At 38.7% G+C, this 17,640-nt stretch carries 10 protein-coding genes and 1 rRNA gene; 4 read left to right on the plus strand and 7 right to left on the minus strand.

Features of this window, described 5'->3' with window-relative positions; all coding sequences use genetic code 11:
* Positions 1-319 precede the first annotated feature (319 nt).
* The 3 genes from VGE44_RS12960 to VGE44_RS12970 form a co-directional block, all read right to left on the minus strand.
* Positions 320-1,627 (minus strand): hypothetical protein, encoded by a 1,308-nt coding sequence (locus VGE44_RS12960; protein ID WP_331079728.1) that lies wholly within the window; start codon positions 1,625-1,627, stop codon positions 320-322.
* 214 nt (positions 1,628-1,841) lie between these two features.
* Complete coding sequence (locus tag VGE44_RS12965; protein WP_331079730.1) at positions 1,842-3,917, minus strand: alpha/beta hydrolase family protein; 2,076 nt, start codon at positions 3,915-3,917, stop codon at positions 1,842-1,844.
* 180 nt (positions 3,918-4,097) lie between these two features.
* Positions 4,098-4,973: an AraC family transcriptional regulator gene (locus VGE44_RS12970; RefSeq protein ID WP_331079733.1), complete on the minus strand. Its 876-nt coding sequence runs from the start codon at positions 4,971-4,973 to the stop codon at positions 4,098-4,100.
* A 130-nt stretch (positions 4,974-5,103) separates the two neighbouring features.
* Here VGE44_RS12970 and ppsA point away from each other — a divergent pair, with 130 nt between their 5' ends.
* Both ppsA and VGE44_RS12980 read left to right on the plus strand, forming a co-directional pair.
* Entirely contained in the window at positions 5,104-7,581 is a 2,478-nt protein-coding gene (gene ppsA, locus VGE44_RS12975) for a phosphoenolpyruvate synthase (protein WP_331079735.1), read from the plus strand.
* A gap of 269 nt (positions 7,582-7,850) precedes the next feature.
* Positions 7,851-8,516 (plus strand): DUF2652 domain-containing protein, encoded by a 666-nt coding sequence (locus VGE44_RS12980; RefSeq protein WP_331079737.1) that lies wholly within the window; start codon positions 7,851-7,853, stop codon positions 8,514-8,516.
* Here VGE44_RS12980 and VGE44_RS12985 read toward each other — a convergent pair.
* The gene (locus VGE44_RS12985; RefSeq protein WP_331079739.1) at positions 8,497-9,681 is read right to left on the minus strand and encodes a Pycsar system effector family protein; all 1,185 of its coding nucleotides are present in this window, start codon (positions 9,679-9,681) and stop codon (positions 8,497-8,499) included. The genes VGE44_RS12980 and VGE44_RS12985 overlap by 20 nt on opposite strands.
* 204 nt (positions 9,682-9,885) lie before the next feature.
* On the opposite strand from VGE44_RS12985, the gene VGE44_RS12990 reads away from it, so the two are divergent.
* Positions 9,886-10,791 (plus strand): SdiA-regulated domain-containing protein, encoded by a 906-nt coding sequence (locus tag VGE44_RS12990; protein ID WP_331079741.1) that lies wholly within the window; start codon positions 9,886-9,888, stop codon positions 10,789-10,791.
* On the plus strand, positions 10,781-14,554 hold the full coding sequence (locus tag VGE44_RS12995; protein ID WP_331079743.1) for a BamA/TamA family outer membrane protein: 3,774 nt from the start codon (positions 10,781-10,783) through the stop codon (positions 14,552-14,554). The genes VGE44_RS12990 and VGE44_RS12995 overlap by 11 nt, the downstream gene beginning before the upstream one ends.
* A gap of 72 nt (positions 14,555-14,626) precedes the next feature.
* Here VGE44_RS12995 and VGE44_RS13000 read toward each other — a convergent pair whose 3' ends face one another.
* From VGE44_RS13000 to rrf, 3 genes are all read right to left on the minus strand, one after another.
* On the minus strand, positions 14,627-16,264 hold the full coding sequence (locus VGE44_RS13000; protein ID WP_331079745.1) for a S8 family peptidase: 1,638 nt from the start codon (positions 16,262-16,264) through the stop codon (positions 14,627-14,629).
* Positions 16,265-16,614: 350 nt separating this feature from the next.
* Positions 16,615-17,331, minus strand: coding sequence for a DUF1796 family putative cysteine peptidase (locus VGE44_RS13005; RefSeq protein WP_331079747.1), 717 nt, complete (start codon positions 17,329-17,331; stop codon positions 16,615-16,617).
* Positions 17,332-17,556: 225 nt separating this feature from the next.
* A 5S ribosomal RNA gene (gene rrf / locus VGE44_RS13010) occupies positions 17,557-17,640 on the minus strand; the annotation flags it as partial.

Below are 17,640 nucleotides of genomic sequence, written 5' to 3' on the forward strand. Positions count from 1 at the left end.
TTTTAGAAATTGCAATTAAGTTTTATAAGATTTAAAAAAAAACATATAAGATCCCACCCTCACAATCCTTCTGCGTCTACAGCTGCAATCTGATGCAGTTTTTAGTAAGCCATCATACGGTAAGATTAAAATATTTTATATACAGTCCCCTTCTCTTAGTTTTTAACCTGCTAGTCATTATTCAATGAGAATTATTTCGGGGACTCTAACTAATGAAGTCAAAAACCCTACATTTTCTACAATACAGATAACGCAATAATGGCACGAGTTTGCTGCCCGTGCCATCAAAATAATTTCATTTTGCAATAGATAAATTCAATTACTTTAGTCTCGACTGATATTCAGAAATCACATCTTTATATGTATTCAGGATTCTGTCCCATGGCACAAAAGATTCATCTTGTTTCACGCTTGTTTTTGCTTCCCCACTGTATTCACTAACTAACTTAATCGTGTATTTTAATGGTAATATATCAGCCTGCTTAACTATTATTCTGGTTCTGATTGTATTGTTCTGGAAATTCTTCACATTCCAACTGGTGCGAACATAACCTGTCTCTCTGTCCGCCAGTTCAATATTGTCAAAATAGTTCATGGTAATCTGGCTTAGGATCTTCCAGGCTTCTTCTTCCGGTCTGCCGGTTTCAATTGTAAAGTTAACATTGGCCTGGTCGCTCTGGACTGAGCTGGTAAATGCCTCATCAACAGCTAGAATCAAATGTTCTGAAACAGGTGGAGGCTGAACTCCATCCTCATTACAGTAGTTCTTTTTTGATGGAACAAATCCCGCTTTTTCAACAATTACCTCAACACACTGACCGAAAGGTATCCTAACTTTATATTCTCCGGTACCCATCACACGACCATCTATTTTTACAGTAGCATCCTCAGGTGTTGTTCTAACAGCAACAAGGCGTTCTTTAAGGATTATATTCTCAGTTAATGGTGGTAAAGGCTGTCCATCCTTGGCACAATATTGCTTCTCAATAGTGATGAACCCTTCCTTTACATATTGCACAGTTATGCAGGTTTGTACTGGAATAACAACTTCAGCATTACCTTCCCCAATTGCCTTGCCATTCACGATTACCTTAACATCAGAAGGAACAGTTTTGACAAACATAGACCTGTCTGTAAGTGCAATTACTTCATCTATCGGTGGCACATCCATACCCTGTCTGTTATGATATGTCTTATGTTTGGTGAAAAAACCGGGTTTTTTCACTTCTACAGTTATGGTAGCATCTTTTCTAACCTCAACCCAGGCTGTACTGGCCGATTGAACAGCCCCCTCGATATATATCTTAGCATCATAAGGCTGCGCATTAACCCGCACGAGCCTGGTATCCAGCACAATGCGATCTTCCTTCGGCAGAGCAACACTTTTAGAGTTTACATAAGTCTTTGAAAAGGGTTTATATCCATCCAAACGAACCACAATTGTAATAGGTTCGTCTTTATCAATCTTAATCATCGCACTTCCTGTTCCTATATTTATTTCTTTTTTATCAGGACCTACTTTATAAATAGTTGCCTCACTAGGGCTGCAAATGATTGTGAGACTTTTATCAGCCCGGACTTGACCGGTAAAAAAAAGCAATAGAAGAATTAGGTATAGCTGTTTCATAAATTCTATAATTTAGCAAATATTTAATTTCTAAAGAAACATGGTATTGTTAAAATTAGCAAATGTTTTATTTAATATACTTAATAGAAATTAAATTCCAGGGAATTAAAAGCTTTAAAAAATCATAATATCCAAAGAATGATCTAAATTTGATCTTAGCTTATAACCTGACAGGAAGTGCTTTAAACCTGTTTTCAGGGAAACAGCGAAACGATTAAGACACTCCTTCTGCTCCTTTGGATTCAATCTGCAGCAACTTTTTGGATCCAAGCTCCCTGTAACAATCCGGAAGATCAAAATGCTTTAATATTCCAGGTACCAAAGTTGATAAAGGCCAGTTGAATTCAGCATTTTCAGCAATATCTGTATAGCTTGTCAATGCCTGCTTAAGCGTCACTTGTGTAACCTTATCTGAAAGCACTGCAGCAAATGTTGCCGGAATAGTTCCCCAGCCTTTTGCAACTAAATGAATCTCTTCATGCCCGCATGATCTCAGCAAGTCAATAATTCGCAACAGATCGTATGTTTTTTGTCCGCTATAGGTAGAGTTCAGCATGATACTATGTGCCGAATAGAAATAATCATTTCCGTATGCGCCGAAGAAATCATCTGCACAGGTATTGGGCTTAGATTCACCTACCCCTCTAACATCACATGCATATACTGCAGATTCTGGTTCAGTAATAATCAGATCTTTGATTAATACTTCTTTCCTCAATTCCTCATCTGCTGAAAGATGGGATACATACAATATTGCCCGCTTCACCCCTGCCGGCGGACGGGACAATAATTCAGTATCCGACAAGCGATAAACTGGAATTGTGATTCCTGCTTCTGTTTCAACAGCATAACATGCCGAGAATTTTTTAGGAAACTGCCTTCCCGGTAAAGGTCTTAAAATACGGTACTCAGGAATTCCGGAAACTTCTGGCAGTTTAAGAACGCTTCTGATTTTCTTTTTCAGCTCTTCGCCAGAAGGTAATCCTCTTTGGGACTTAAAGTTTCGAGAATACTCCCGGGCATAAGCTGTCAGGTTGCGTGGATTACTTTCTCCAACCTGTCCATTTGGCGTACAGGATAACAATTCAATTTCTTCAAGGCTTAGCGCAGGTTCTGATTTGGCATCTGAAACCTTAGTCACTTTATTGAACCAGGAATACATTGCCTCACGGTTATGTTTCGAAAAACCGTGGTATTCTGGTCCGGCAAAAAACTGAATATTTTGCTCAGCACCAAGCAATTTATAGATCTTTTTAAGTTCTTTAACCGCATGATCGGTTCCCCGGACATCAAAAAAATCCTTTTCCTGCCCCAATAAAATAACGGGCTTGGGAGCCATTGCAGCGATAAAATCGAGGTGGTCGAGTCCGAGGCTTATTGCGCCAGGAGGACATTGCTCTATGTCGGCAGGAAGCTCATTCTTCAGATTGGTTTCAAATCCAACCACAAAACAACTTGGAGCTGCCATAGTCAGACGGGATTCCACCCCGCAAAACCAGGTAGCCTGGGTACCCCCACCCGAATTGCCGGTCACCCCAATATGTTTAGGATCTACTTCAGGTCTGCTTAGCAAATAATCCACACAGCGGATACAATCCCATGTAAACCATGAACTTAAATGCTCCCCATTCAGCAACATTTGCTTTCCGGTATAATTATGTTCAGGCACTCCAATTCCATGGAGTGGTTTTAAGTCTTTACTCAACATTTGCACACGTTCCCCTTGTCCAATTGGATCGAAGATCAATACCACATAGCCCTGCCGGGCTAGACCCTGTGCAAATGACTGATAGATGGGGGTGGCTTTCGCCGGATCACCATGTCCGCAGGTACCGATCACAGCAGGTAAGGGGCGATTCTTCCCTTTTGGAAGATATAGATTGGCCGTAACCGGAAAGCCGGGGCGGCTGTCGAAAATTACTTTCTCAATTTTATAAGTATCGCGTTCAATTGTTCCTGTTATACGTGAATTTAAAGGAGTCTTCTCCGGCCATGGACCAAAACATTGGGCAATCTTAGCACGCACATCCTTCACATAAGCTTCTGCATCCTGTTTAGTTTTCAGTGACGCGCGGCGTTTGCGGGATTTGGCAAGAGATTCGCCAACCCGATCTAAAAAATAATCCTGCATCATCCGCGGGAAGCGATTATATGTCTGCAGTTCAGCCGCCTGTGCTGTTTCGCCTAAAGATTGAGCATCTGCGGCAATAGCAGGCAAATTACCCACCCCTGTTAAACCAATTCCGGCTATCCCCGCCAACTTTAGAAAATCTCTTCGCTTGTTGTTCATTTGTTTATTTTTTGTTTTTCATCCGGCAGGCATGTGATTTCTATAATCCAGTTCAGCACGTAATGTGGAAATGAATTTACTAGTTTGATCTTTAATTTTAATACCAAATTGAATTTTGCTGTTTTTATTAATTTTCAGGAATAGCTGCTAATATTCTGAAAAACTCAGGGATTAAAGATTCTACCTATGCGACATTTTCATTGCCCGAACTTGTGCCCTGTATTGAAAAGGTGTTTTATCAGTAATCAGCTTAAAATGTCTGTTAAAATTAGACACATTCATAAAACCACTTTCATAAGCAATAACCGCCATACTATAAGTAGACTCAGAAAGCAATTTACAGGCATGGCTAACCCGGATTTCAAGCAGAAAAGAAGAGTAACGCTTCTTTGTTCTTGACTTGAAATAGCGGCAGAAAGAATTCGGACTCATGTGAACGACATCAGCAATTTCCTGTAATGTGATTTGCCTCAGAAAATTATTCATAGTATAATTATAGATCCTGTTCAAGCGCTCATCGTCCGATTTGTTGAAAGCATTTTTAAACATGAACTGAGATAAGGCTTCCTTCTCTCTTGAAGAAGCTATCAGATGCAATAGCTGAATTAATAGAATTACCTTCTCGGTATTCCGCGCATACCTTATGGAATGCAGAATGCGCTTCGCTGATTGCAGAGTGTCTCCTGTGATTTCTAAGCCATGTCCTGCCTTCCTCAATAAATCAGCAATTGCTGCATTTTCAGGCAGATTCAGAAAAGAACTTAGAATATCAGGCAAAAAATGAACAACAATAGCCTCTGTATCCGGATTTTCTATACTCAGGTCACCCTGTGTCCGAAACATATGGGGCAAATTTGAACCAATTAGCATTAATTCGTCTTCTTTGAAATTATCGATCCTATCACCTATAAATCGTGTACCAGAGCCCTTAATTATATAAATAATTTCAATTTCCCTATGATAATGCCATTGCTTATAGAAATTCCATCCAATCTCAAGTTTAACGCTGAAAGATTCCTGGCTGCTGAGTGGTATTGCAAGTAGGTGCGGATCCATTAATACTAAAGTAGCATATTAAATATCAAAAATAGTAAATTTTGGTTAAGATAGTATCAAAAATTGCTAATTATAAGCTAAGTATCCTAGAAGATTCAGTATAGATTTGCTGACATAATTCAATAATCACATGAAATCAACTAGTCTGATCCTCAATTTAAACGAGGTAGGAATGCAGGATCTTGAAATTGTTGGCGGCAAAAACGCCTCTCTGGGTGAAATGATCCAAAACCTTTCAAAACTGGGTATAGCAATACCCGGGGGCTTTATTATTACTGTTAAAGCTTACAGGGATTTTATCAGTTATAATAAACTCGATCAGATAATCCCGGAGCTTATTGCAGAAATGAAAGAGGATGACATAGAATCACTCGGACTGACAGGAAAGAAAATCAGAACTCTGATTGAGAATGGTTCTTTCCCTGTTGAATTATCTCAACAGATTGCTCATGCTTATCAGGCACTTTCCGATCATCACGGTCAATTTAATGTCGACGTTGCTGTACGTTCTTCTGCCACAGCAGAAGACCTGCCTGATGCTTCATTCGCCGGCCAGCAGGAAACCTATCTCAATATTTGTGGTGAGGCGGCATTACTTGTTGCAATTCGTAATTGCTTTGCTTCCCTGTTCACCGACAGGGCTTTGAGCTACCGCGAAAACCTGAACTTTGATCATTTTCAGATTGGCCTGTCTGTTTGTATCCAGAAAATGGTACGCTCCGATCTGGCGGCTTCAGGTGTCGCATTTTCTCTTGATACCGAAAGTGGCTTCAGGGAGGCTATTATTATCAATGCATCCTACGGACTGGGGGAATTAATTGTACAGGGAGCAGTATCTCCTGATGAGTTCATCGTATTTAAGCCTGCTCTGAAAAAAGGATTCCATGCCCTGATTGAAAAAAAACTGGGCAATAAAAACAGAAAAATGGTTTATGGCAAGACCAAAGAGGAGCGTGTTAAAACCATTACAGTAGAACCGGCGGCACAGGAAATCTTCTGCATAAGCGACGAGATGGCTCTGCAACTCTCGAAATGGATTCTTTTAATTGAAGATCATTACTCAGCAAAAAAAGGAGCATGGTGCCCTATGGATATAGAATGGGCTGTTGATGGTATCAGCGGAGAGTTATTTATCGTTCAGGCAAGACCCGAAACTGTACACTCCCGTAAGAAAACAGGAATGATTACTGAATACAGCATTTCAGACAAGTGCCGCGAAGAAAAGGTAATTCTTAAAGGAATAGCTGTTGGTGATAAAATTGCAGGAGGAAAAGTTCATATTCTTAAAGATCTGAAGGCTGGAGAAATTCACCTGGCTGATTTCCGTAAAGGAGATATCCTGGTTACCGACATGACCGATCCCGATTGGGAGCCGATTATGAAACATTCTGCAGCAATTATTACGAATAAAGGAGGCAGGACATGCCATGCAGCTATAGTAGCCCGCGAGATGGGCGTACCAGCAATAGTAGGTTGCGGCAATGCAACTGCTATTCTTCAGAACGGGCAGCTGATTACGGCATCCTGTGCCGAAGGAGATGCCGGTATAGTTTACGAGGGATTGATACCCTTTGAGAAACAAGAATTTGATTTATCGGAGTTACCCGAAACGATGACGCCACTTATGCTCAATGTTGCCTCACCTGATACCGCATTTCATTACTCCCATTTCCCGAACAAAGGAGTTGGACTTGCACGTGAAGAGTTCATTATCAATAATTATATCAATGTGCATCCAATGGCATTATTGAGGCACCGGCAATTGAATGATCCTGAACTGAGTAACAAAATCAATTCGCTGATCAGAGGATTTAAGAATGAGGAAGCCTTCTTTATCGACAAACTCTCTTATGGCATTGCCCGTATCGGTGCAGCATTTTATCCAAACAAAGTAATCGTGCGGTTCTCAGATTTCAAAAGCAATGAATACATGAACCTCCTGGGAGGCAAGTATTTTGAACCTACGGAAGAGAATCCGATGATCGGATGGCGGGGTGCATCCAGGTATTATTCGGCAGAATATAAAGAGGCTTTCGGACTTGAATGCAAGGCAATTAAAAAGGTACGGGAAGAAATGGGTCTCGATAATATCATTGTAATGATCCCCTTCTGCAGAACACCAAAAGAATTACAAAGGGTGTACGAAGTGATGGAAGAATACGGATTGAAAAGGGGAGAAAATGGCCTTGAAGTCTACCTTATGGCAGAACTTCCTTCAAACATTATTCTTGCAGAACAATTTGCAGCCCATATCGATGGATTTTCTATCGGCTCGAACGATCTTACACAACTGGTACTCGGACTCGACAGGGATTCTTCACTGGTTGCCCATTTATATGATGAACGGAATGAAGCAGTAAAATCTATGATCAGTTCAGTGATACGGACAGCCAAAAGAATGGGTGTCAAAGTTGGTATCTGTGGACAAGGGCCTTCTGACTTTCCGGATTTTGCGAAATTCCTGGTTGAAGAAGGAATTGACACAATATCGGTTACACCTGATTCCTTTTTCAAAACTGTTCAGGCCATTTATGAAATTGAAAATAAACTCTCAATCGAGAATGAGGAACCTCTCATAAAAGAAGACCGTTGGTTAAGTGTTGTTTAATTTTCGCCAAAGGGGTGCCATGCAAATGGCCCCCTTTACCCTGCCTTAATTATTTAAGAGGGTGATAAAATATTATGGAATCAATATAGTAAAGGGTTTAAATCAAATACAAAAACTCAATCCATTTATAACTTGGAATCAAATTAAGAACGAAGTTATTTATGTACTATCAAGGTATTCAGCATAATGGAAGGCTCTTTCAATATTTGGCTAATGAATCGTTTTATGTTGGTATATAAATTGCACTACCATTTCGAGAAAAACCCGATATGGAAGACAAAAACGAACTTGAACCAGCATTCTTTTGTGTGCCGGATATTACAGGTTTTACAAAATTCATCGCTACTGCCGATATAAACTTTACTAAAAACATCATCCCGGCACTTCTCCGCAAACTCATAGATGCAAATATTCTGAAAATGAAGATTGGAGAAATAGAAGGTGATGCTATATTTTTCTATAAAAAGGGCAGATTGCCTTCTGTAGGCAAAGTTGCAGAACAATGCAAGATTATTTATCAGACATTTTCTGATTTTATAAGTTCAGTAGAACAATCGGATCCTGATAATTATAATTTATACCTCGCAGATAGCCAGCTGGGACTTAAAATAATAATCCATCATGGCAATATCAGTACTGCCAATATTAAAGGTCGTATTAAATTGCTTGGAACAGATGTAATTATTGCCCACAAACTTCTTAAGAATGCCATCGCAGACTACAACTATATTCTTTTAACAGACAAATACCTGTCCAAAATAAAGGACAGGCAAAATCTTGAACAATGGTTCGATTGGGAGAAACTTCGCACCGGTATGGAGGTTTATGAATTTATGGGCGAAGTAGGATATCGCTATATCACTCTCGATGAAATAACCTTTATGCTTGATGTCAAACTTTCTCCAGCATTAAGATCTAATAAGAAAACAACATAATAACGACAAATCCTACGGCGCATAACACCATCCCAAACATAAAAATGTTATAAGACCAGCTTAAGTATCTGTACTTCTTCACCAGCACACTACCCAGATAGTATATATCTACAGACATGCTGTTATATAATTCGTTCTTCTCTTTCTTGAGCTCTTCTATACGGTCAACGAATTCCTTCAACTGTAGCTGAGCAAAATTTCCAAAGAATAAGATACTGCTATCTTTTTTGCTTAGTTCGTACTTTTCTTTATTGGTAACATTTGGCCTGGCCGATAAAATGGCAAAAACCACCGTAAGTAAACTGGTTAAGAGCAGGAATGCCATTGGGAAAACAAATCTTACACTATTGAACTCACTCTGTGTTGAAAAAGTAAATCCTGTACCAAAGAGTGTGATTACAATTGACATAATGATCGTATTAATACTGATCATCATATTCGCCTTATTATCAGCTATTGATGTCAGATTAATATGGTAATCATAAACAGAACGGTAAAGGGTTTCAATACCTCTTCCTTCTTTTACCGGCTTTGACTGAGTCTTTTCTGCCTCTTTAAGCAATCTGGATTGTTTCTCTTCTATTTTCCTTCGCTGCTCAATGATATTCTCTAATCTCTGCTCATTATATTTTAATACAGCCTCCTCCGTTTTAAAATTAGTATCAATAAGAAATTTGAGCTGAATCTGCGCCCATTCATCTTCTGTATAGGTCTTATCGAGAATACGCTCCCACTCTATCTGCAACAGTTCGGCACGAAGGTTAAAATCCTTGCTGCCTAAACTAATATAATCAGCATCATGAAGAATTTCCTGCATGGAGCCGTCAGGAACAGTCTGAAATTTAGTAGATAAAATCAATGTCTCTATCTCTTTTATACTATCATCCGGATAGTTTCCACTCAGATAAGCCTTCATTAATTTCACACTTTCTTCTTCGTGTCCCAGGTAGGCGTTTATGTATCCGGTATCATGAAACCAGGCCGCCAGCAGGAGTACCTCATAATCACGACTTGTCATATTGTATGACTTTGAAAGCTTTTTACATGCCTTTACGGTCATAATTGTATGATTAAAATTATGATAAACATAATCACCCGGAAGTTTATCCCTGAACAGGTTGAAAACATACTCCTCAGCGTCTTTAACAACTGTATTGTTCTTCATATGTTGTAGTTTATTTTTTTTCATAATAAATCCTGCACGGGCTTATACTGATATTTTGTATTGTACTAAGTTCATGCAGGTTCTAAATAAATCAGATAAATAATTATCTAATAAGAAAAAACTATGCCATCATGTGTTAATAATATTTTTTTCTGCTCAGTTTGGTATGATTATAGCAAATAATCAATACTAAACTTCTTAAAAATGATCAAACCTCTTACTTTCCTACTAGCATTAGCACTTACCTCATGCAATAACCCCATTAAGGACAAAATAACGGATGGAGAAAAATCTAATGAAAAAGTTATAAGTCCGGAAGAAAGTACAGTTCATGATTTGCCTAAAGATCTGAATGAAATTTCGGGCATTACATTTCTGAACGATTCTGTATTGTTAGCGATACAGGATGAAGAAGGAATACTTTTCTATTATAATATAAACCAGAACAAAATCATAAAAAAACAAACCTTTGCAGATAATGATGATTATGAAGACCTGGTAATAGCAGGTAACGATATCTATACTATTACCAGCAAAGGACTTATTCATCAGATCAAAGATTTCGAATCAGAAAAACCGGTTATTAAATCATTTAAGACGCCATTTTCCTCAAAAAATGATATTGAAGGACTAGCATATGATGCTAAAAAACATCGTTTGCTTATTGCGCCAAAGGAAGCCGGACTGGATAAGGACAAAACAACCAAGGAGATCTACGCTTTTGACCTCAAAACAATGACTCTGCAGTCGGCTCCCGTGTATACCATTCATCTGGCTGAAATAGAAGCACAGTTTAAGGGAGATGCCCTGGAGGAAAGCTCAAAGAAATTCCTAAAAGCTCTGGGTAATCAAAATATGAGCAAGGTTTTTCGTTCATCTGCCTTAACAATCAATGAAAAAACAGGAGAAACATATATTCTTTCGGCAATTAACGGACTTATACTTGTTTTAACTCCTGAAGGTGTCCTTAAAAAGCTTATTCAACTTTCCGGCCCTGAGTATAAGCAACCTGAAGGGATTGCTTTTTCACCTATGGGTAAGCTTTACATTTCCAATGAAGGGGGTAAATCAGGAATAGGAAATATCATCGAGCTTCAACATGAGAACTAAGTATTTAATTGCAATTCTTTTTCTGGTTAACACAATACTGCTGAATTCCTGCACAAGCTTAAAGCCCTATTATGATAAAACCCAGCGGGGTTGGGAAACTGCAAACAGCCCCGATACTTTAAAGCTAAAATATTCTGTTTTCCTTATCGGGGATGGTGGTGTTCCCGAAAAGGACAGACAGGAACCGGTGTTAAAGCTTTTACAAACCCAGATCTTTCATAAAGATACTACAAGGATCCATTATGTTTCTGACACAGGAATAGTAAATAATTCTCATCCCGAAGATGTAGTCATCTTTCTTGGTGATAATATTTATGAGACCGGATTGCCTGAAACCGATGCCCCTGATCGTGAGGAAAAAGAGCGCAGGATTAAAGAGCAGATGAACGTAGTAAAAGATTTCAGGGGACGCAAAATATTTGTACCAGGGAACCACGACTGGAACGAAAGCCGTATCGGTGGCCTGGCGGCAATAAACCGGCAGGAGGAATATATTGAACAATATCTTAATTCTGGTGATGTATTGATGCCCAGCAATGGCTGCGGTGGTCCGGTTGAAATCCAGTTAAATAATGACCTGGTTGTGATTGCGATCGACTCTGAATGGTGGCTCACAAAGCATGACAAATCACTTGCACCCGACAATGGCTGCACTACCTCAAGCAGGTTGGAAGTAATACAGCAGATTCAGGATATAATTTTGCGTAATAAAGGAAAGAATATTATTCTGGCACAGCATCATCCCCTGTTCAGTAATGGCAGGCATGGGGGATACTATACGCTTAAAGACTATCTGTTCCCCCTTACTCTGGTAAGAGATAACTATTACATTCCATTGCCTGTAATTGGTGCTATCTATCCGCTCATGCGACAATATGGTGTATCAAGGCAAGATCTGTCAAATAAAGATTACCAGCAACTCAAAAGGGGACTTTTATCCATTTTGGAAGAAGAGCAAAACATAGTAATTGCCAGCGGACATGAACATGCCTTACAGTTTAACAAGTACAAGGATATAAATCATATTATAAGCGGTGCAGGGGCAAAATCATCGTCAATGACAAAAGGGAATAATGCATTATTTTCATACGGCGGAGGAGGAATGAAAGGTTTTGCCAGGTTAAATTATTACAATAATGGTCAGGCATGGCTCGAATTCTGGGAACCTGTTGGGGATGGATCAACAGGTAAAATAGTTTACAGGACGCCACTCTATGCCATACCGGCAAAAGCAGAAGAAAAAAGTGCGGAAGAAAAAATAATCAGTTATGCCGACAGCAGCAAAACAATTATAGCTGGCGATGCCTTTAAGGCAGGGAAGTTTAAGAGATATCTCTTTGGAGAACATTACAGGGATACCTGGGCAATCCCAATTAATGTGAAATATCTTGATCTGAAGACATTCGGTGGCGGTTTAACTCCTATTAAACTTGGGGGTGGCAAGCAAACCACTAGTCTTCAGTTACAGGGTGCAGACAAAAATGTGTATCAGTTTCGTACTGTAGCCAAAAACCCAGCTGCATTATTGCCCGAAGGATTTCTAAAAACATTTGCCGAGGATCTGATACAGGATCAGATCTCTTCGGCTCATCCATATGGGGCTTTAATGATACCCGATATGGCAAAAGCAATTGGAATATATCATACTAACCCGGAATTAGTTTACATGCCCTGCTCCACTTTACTTGGTCCGTATATACAGCAGGTTGGAGGCAAACTGGGGATCATTGAAGTAAGACCTGATGAAGACCTTTCTGATTTCAATTCGTTCGGAAATGCAAAAAATGCAGTGGGCACTCCAAAAATGTACGAAAAACTTAGAAAAGACAACGATAATGAGATTGACCAGATCATGTTCCTCAAATCCAGGCTTTTTGATATTCTGATCGGTGATTGGGACAGGCATGAAGATCAGTGGAGATGGGGTGAATTCGAAAAAGAAAAAGGTGTTCTTTACCGTCCAATCCCGAGAGACCGCGATCAGGCCTTCACCAAATTTGACGGACTGATTCCCAGTCTGATAACGAAGGTATTACCAGATATTCAATCCTTTGAGAGCAAAATAGGAGATCCTGCGGAGCTTTCCATTGCCTCCAGAAATCTCGACCGAAATCTACTCAATGAATTATCACTCGACGACTGGAAAAGGATAACTATTCAGCTACAAGCAGATCTTAGCGATGAAATAATTGAAACAGCGGTAAAGAAAATGCCCGCAGAAGTATTTAAAGAAGCAGGTGCAGAAATTATAGCCAAACTTAAATCCCGGCGCGGACAATTGCTTTCAGTGGCAAGTGAATATTATAAAGTATTGGCTAAGGAGGTTACTGTGATCGGCTCAGATAAAAAAGAGTTCTTTAGGATCGAACGATTTGAAACAACAACCAGACTTACTATTCACAAGATCGATTCAAATGATCATGTGAGCCGTCCTTTATATTTCAGAACGTTCGAAAATTCTGAAACCAGTGAACTTAACCTGTTTGCTTTAAATGGACGTGACAGCATACTGATAATTGGCTCTACCGGAAGCGGTGGTATAAAGATACGTGTTGTTGGAGGAGAAAAAAATGATGCATTCATTGATAATTCAAGTGGTGGCAGAACATTTTTCTATGATCTGAAGACTGAAGACAACACAATAAAAACAGGTCCAAACACCGCACTACGCCTGTCTGATGAAACTTATATAAATGAATACAAAGAAAATACCTTTTACTATGATAAAAGCGGAATAAAGCCCTCTTTGGATTATAATGCTGAGGATGGACTTTTCATTGGCGGTGGATATGGAATGAAACACTATGGATTCAGAAAGTTTCCCTATAGCTATGATCAGAGCCTGACCGGAAATTACGCACCTAAGACAAGAGCATATTCCCTGCGTTATGATGCAAATTTTTATTCATTGTTTGCGAGAGACATGGATGTGGTTTTAAAGGCTCATTTAAATGCCCCAAAATATACTTCCAATTATTATGGAGAGGGAAATTCTACAGTAAATATTGATGATAATATTGATTATTACAGGATTCGAACCAAAAATCTAAGCATTTCAGCATTTCTTCAATACCGGTTTACAAACGCATTCAAAGTTGGAATTGGTCCCGGGTATGAATTCTTCAGGGTTGAAAAGCCTGCCGACCGGTTTGTCAGCACCCTCTCTTTTCCAGACAGGTTAGACATTGAAAGGCCTTCCAGGTATGGAACAATACGCAGCTTTGCTAACATTGATTTCGTAAATGATAAATTGTTCCCAACCTCTGGTGTTCGTTGGAAAAATGAAATCAATCTTTTCAATGAACTTGGAAACACTAAGAACCGCTTTATGCAATTAAAAACCGATTTGTCATTTTATGCTACACCTAATTTTAATTTTCCGGTAACTGCAGCAATAAGAATTGGGGCATCCGCAAATATCGGTGATTATAAATTCTTCCAGGCAAATTCTTTAGGCAGCAATACAAATTTAAGAGGCTTCCGAAATAATCGCTTTTCAGGCAGGTCATATCTTTATCAGAACACCGAAGTACGGTTTAAAGTCACCCACTTTAGAAACTATGTTTTTACAGGGGATATGGGACTATTCGGGTTTTTCGACTCAGGCAGAGTGTATTCAGATCTTCCTGATGGCAGTACATGGCACAAAGGATACGGCCCGGGAGTTTGGCTTAACTTGTACAACAAGATTTTGGTGTCAAGCGGATATGGCTTCTCAAAGGAAGGACATTATCTTACACTTAAAACCGGCCTGTCATTCTAAACTGATTAAGTCAGGTCTAATAAAAAATGCACCATAAAAATGGTGCATTTTTTATTAAGGCGATAATATATTCTATTTTGACTTTACCCTTGCAGTAGAGTTAGTCTTCTCTGCCAGTTGCAATGCACTATAAGCGTTTACAATTCCACCCGAAACAGAAATCTCACTCAGCAATACTTTTTTGTTGTCACCATCTTCCTTGATTTTAACTTTCTGATCTACTTTAACAACAGAGTTCATTATGATATCCTTTATCTGGACGGCTGTAAAATGTGGGTAGTGCGACCAGATCATCGCAGCAAGGCCTGAAACAACTGGTGCAGCCATACTGGTACCATCATTCTCTTTATAAGTTGACCCTGGCATCGTAGAATTGATCTTAACACCTGGTGCAAATACATCTACTGTTTTACCACCATAATTAGAAAAAGATGCCACAAGTTCTTCATCATTCTTCCATCCCGATGCCCCTACCTCTATCCAGCCCTGAGCGGTACCCATTGTAACCCCGGTACTGTCGCTGAACAAACGATTGGGAAAATTATCTTCCTTCTCAGTATTCTTTCCATCATTACCGGCTGCATGTACAAGTAGTACGCCTTTAGAGATCGCATGCCTAACAGCATCATCAACTACTTTCTTATCCCAGGCATAAGCCTTTCCGAAGCTCATATTGAGAATCTTAGCTCCATTGTCTACCGCATAGCGGATAGAATTAGCAACATCTTTATCGCGCTCATCACCATCAGGAACCGTACGGATAGCCATAATTTTTACATTATCAGCTACTCCATTTATACCCAAATCATTATTGCGAATTGCCCCAACTATACCGGCAACATGAGTACCATGTTCAGCATCCGGTCCTTTAACATTATTATTTCCATAATAACGCTCATAGCTATTGGCATAATCATCGCCAACTGAATCCTTTCTTGGATCAAAATCAACATTAAGGTGGTACTTAACCTGTGTGTCATAATACTTTATACCATCTTTAAGCTCATCATAGAATTTCTTGAAGTCACCTTTCTTCAATTCAGGTTTAATGAACTTAACCACTTGTGATTCTACATCATTTGCAGCCTTATAGTCTCCAAAATCATCTGCTGTAGGATTATCCTTACCCATTTTGATCAGGATTTCATCCAGATATTTCTTGATCATCGTCGTATTCTGAAGTCCGATTTGAGCAGATTGCAATTTTGCCATATAATCAGTCACCAATTTTTTATAGGTCTGAAATTCCTTTCTTTCTTCTTCAGTAAAAGGGGTAGTATTCAAGGCAGAGGCATATTTAGGCTGCAGTTTATTGATAAGACGGATAACCTCCATGTTATCATAATGGATATTGGCTTTAGGAGAACCTATAAAATTCCAGCCGTGTATATCATCAATATATCCATTTTTATCATCGTCGATACCATTCCCAGGAATTTCTTTCTGGTTAGTCCACAATACCTTTTTGAGATCTTCATGTTCAGTATCAATACCACCATCAATAACTGCCACAATAATCGGAGATGATCTTTTACCTTTCAGAATTTCCGTATAAGCCTTCTCTGTACTGATCCCAAAAACACCGTCAGATTTTAAGTCGAGATTTTGCCAGTTGGCGACAGGAGATTCATCCTCAGCGCTTTGGGCAAATGATACAAGAGGTAATGCGATTATCGCAAGAGTATATAATATTTTATTTAATGAATTCATTTTTCTCTATAAATTAAATTCTATGTTCAAGATAACGAAATATTGTGCCTAATGTTATGATAAGGCTAATCAAGCTAAAATAATACAAAAAACCTTTCGGAAAGAAGTATTAGGAAGATTATCTATTTAATTACGAAATTTTAACGTTTTAGTGATAGAAATAAAAGGAAAAAAGGCTTAAGAATCAATTCATTTCTCTAATACGAAACCATGATATTCTCTATCCATCGGAGAATTAAATGAAATTAAACTAAAGGAGTAATTGTTTATTTTGGAAAGCAGGTTCCGTGTCCTATCAGTCCTGCTAGCCGGGCCTGAGTACGTCAGGATTGACAATTAATCGAATTAATTCATATAATTTTTACTGTTTTCAGCATTTTACTAATCAGGGAATCATCAATAAATGCCCAATATTTTCTTTGATCACGCCCGGTCCAGGTATAATGACTATGAAAATCAAAAATATGGATATCCTTAATATTTTGGTAAATGATATTTTTCTTCGACTCTTTAGGGATAATAACTTGCTTGAATAAAACAACCTGACATTCATATTCTTTAGTTGAATAATACCCTTTTAATTCAGACAGATGCATTAGAAGTAGTTCAAGATTATTGCCTTCACAAACTCTATGGTGATACAGAAGGATGTACTTCCGTTTACCTAAAAATGCCTTCAATTTGATTGCCCGCTCAACCACCTTTTGCCAGTACTTCTGATTTTTAATAACATCCTGACTTGGAAATTCAATGCCATTTTCATGCAAATGATGATAAGTATTTTGAAGGATTAAATCAGTTTTAAGTCGGGGGACAGGTTTTCCATTTAAATCACCGTATTTGAGAAATTCACCGCTTACAAAATTTTCATAGTTGTTTCTCTCCAAATCCAATATATACTCAATATTAGATCTGCAATGTGAAAATGGTGTTGTGAAAGACTTAAGACCGTACCTGCTTAAAATATTATCGGTTAAACAGTTTTCACCAAATGAAAGGTAGATTCTATTTGTTCTTCTTCTATGAAGGATATTAGATATTCCATGAAACAAATAGGATAGAAACATGAACTGTAATTAATTGAAATTGGCAAGATTCAGTTTATTTATCAAACCTAACAAATTGTTTCCTGAATTCGTCAGGATGTTATTCAGTTTTCTGTGTCTTTGCGTCTTTTTGAACTCCACAAATTGATTTTCCGGGAATTTTGAAAAGCTTATGGGGAAGGATCAGGTTATGTAAACTTAGTATAACAAAAAAGCCCCAATCTTACGAAAGGGGCTTTGTTTAAAATTGGGCACCGACCTACTCTCCCACCTGTTACGGCAGTACCATTGGCTCTGGCGGGCTTAACTTCTCTGTTCGGAATGGGAAGA

Source organism: Daejeonella sp. (assembly GCF_036405355.1).
In the GTDB taxonomy this organism is placed as follows: Bacteria; Bacteroidota; Bacteroidia; order Sphingobacteriales; family Sphingobacteriaceae; genus Daejeonella.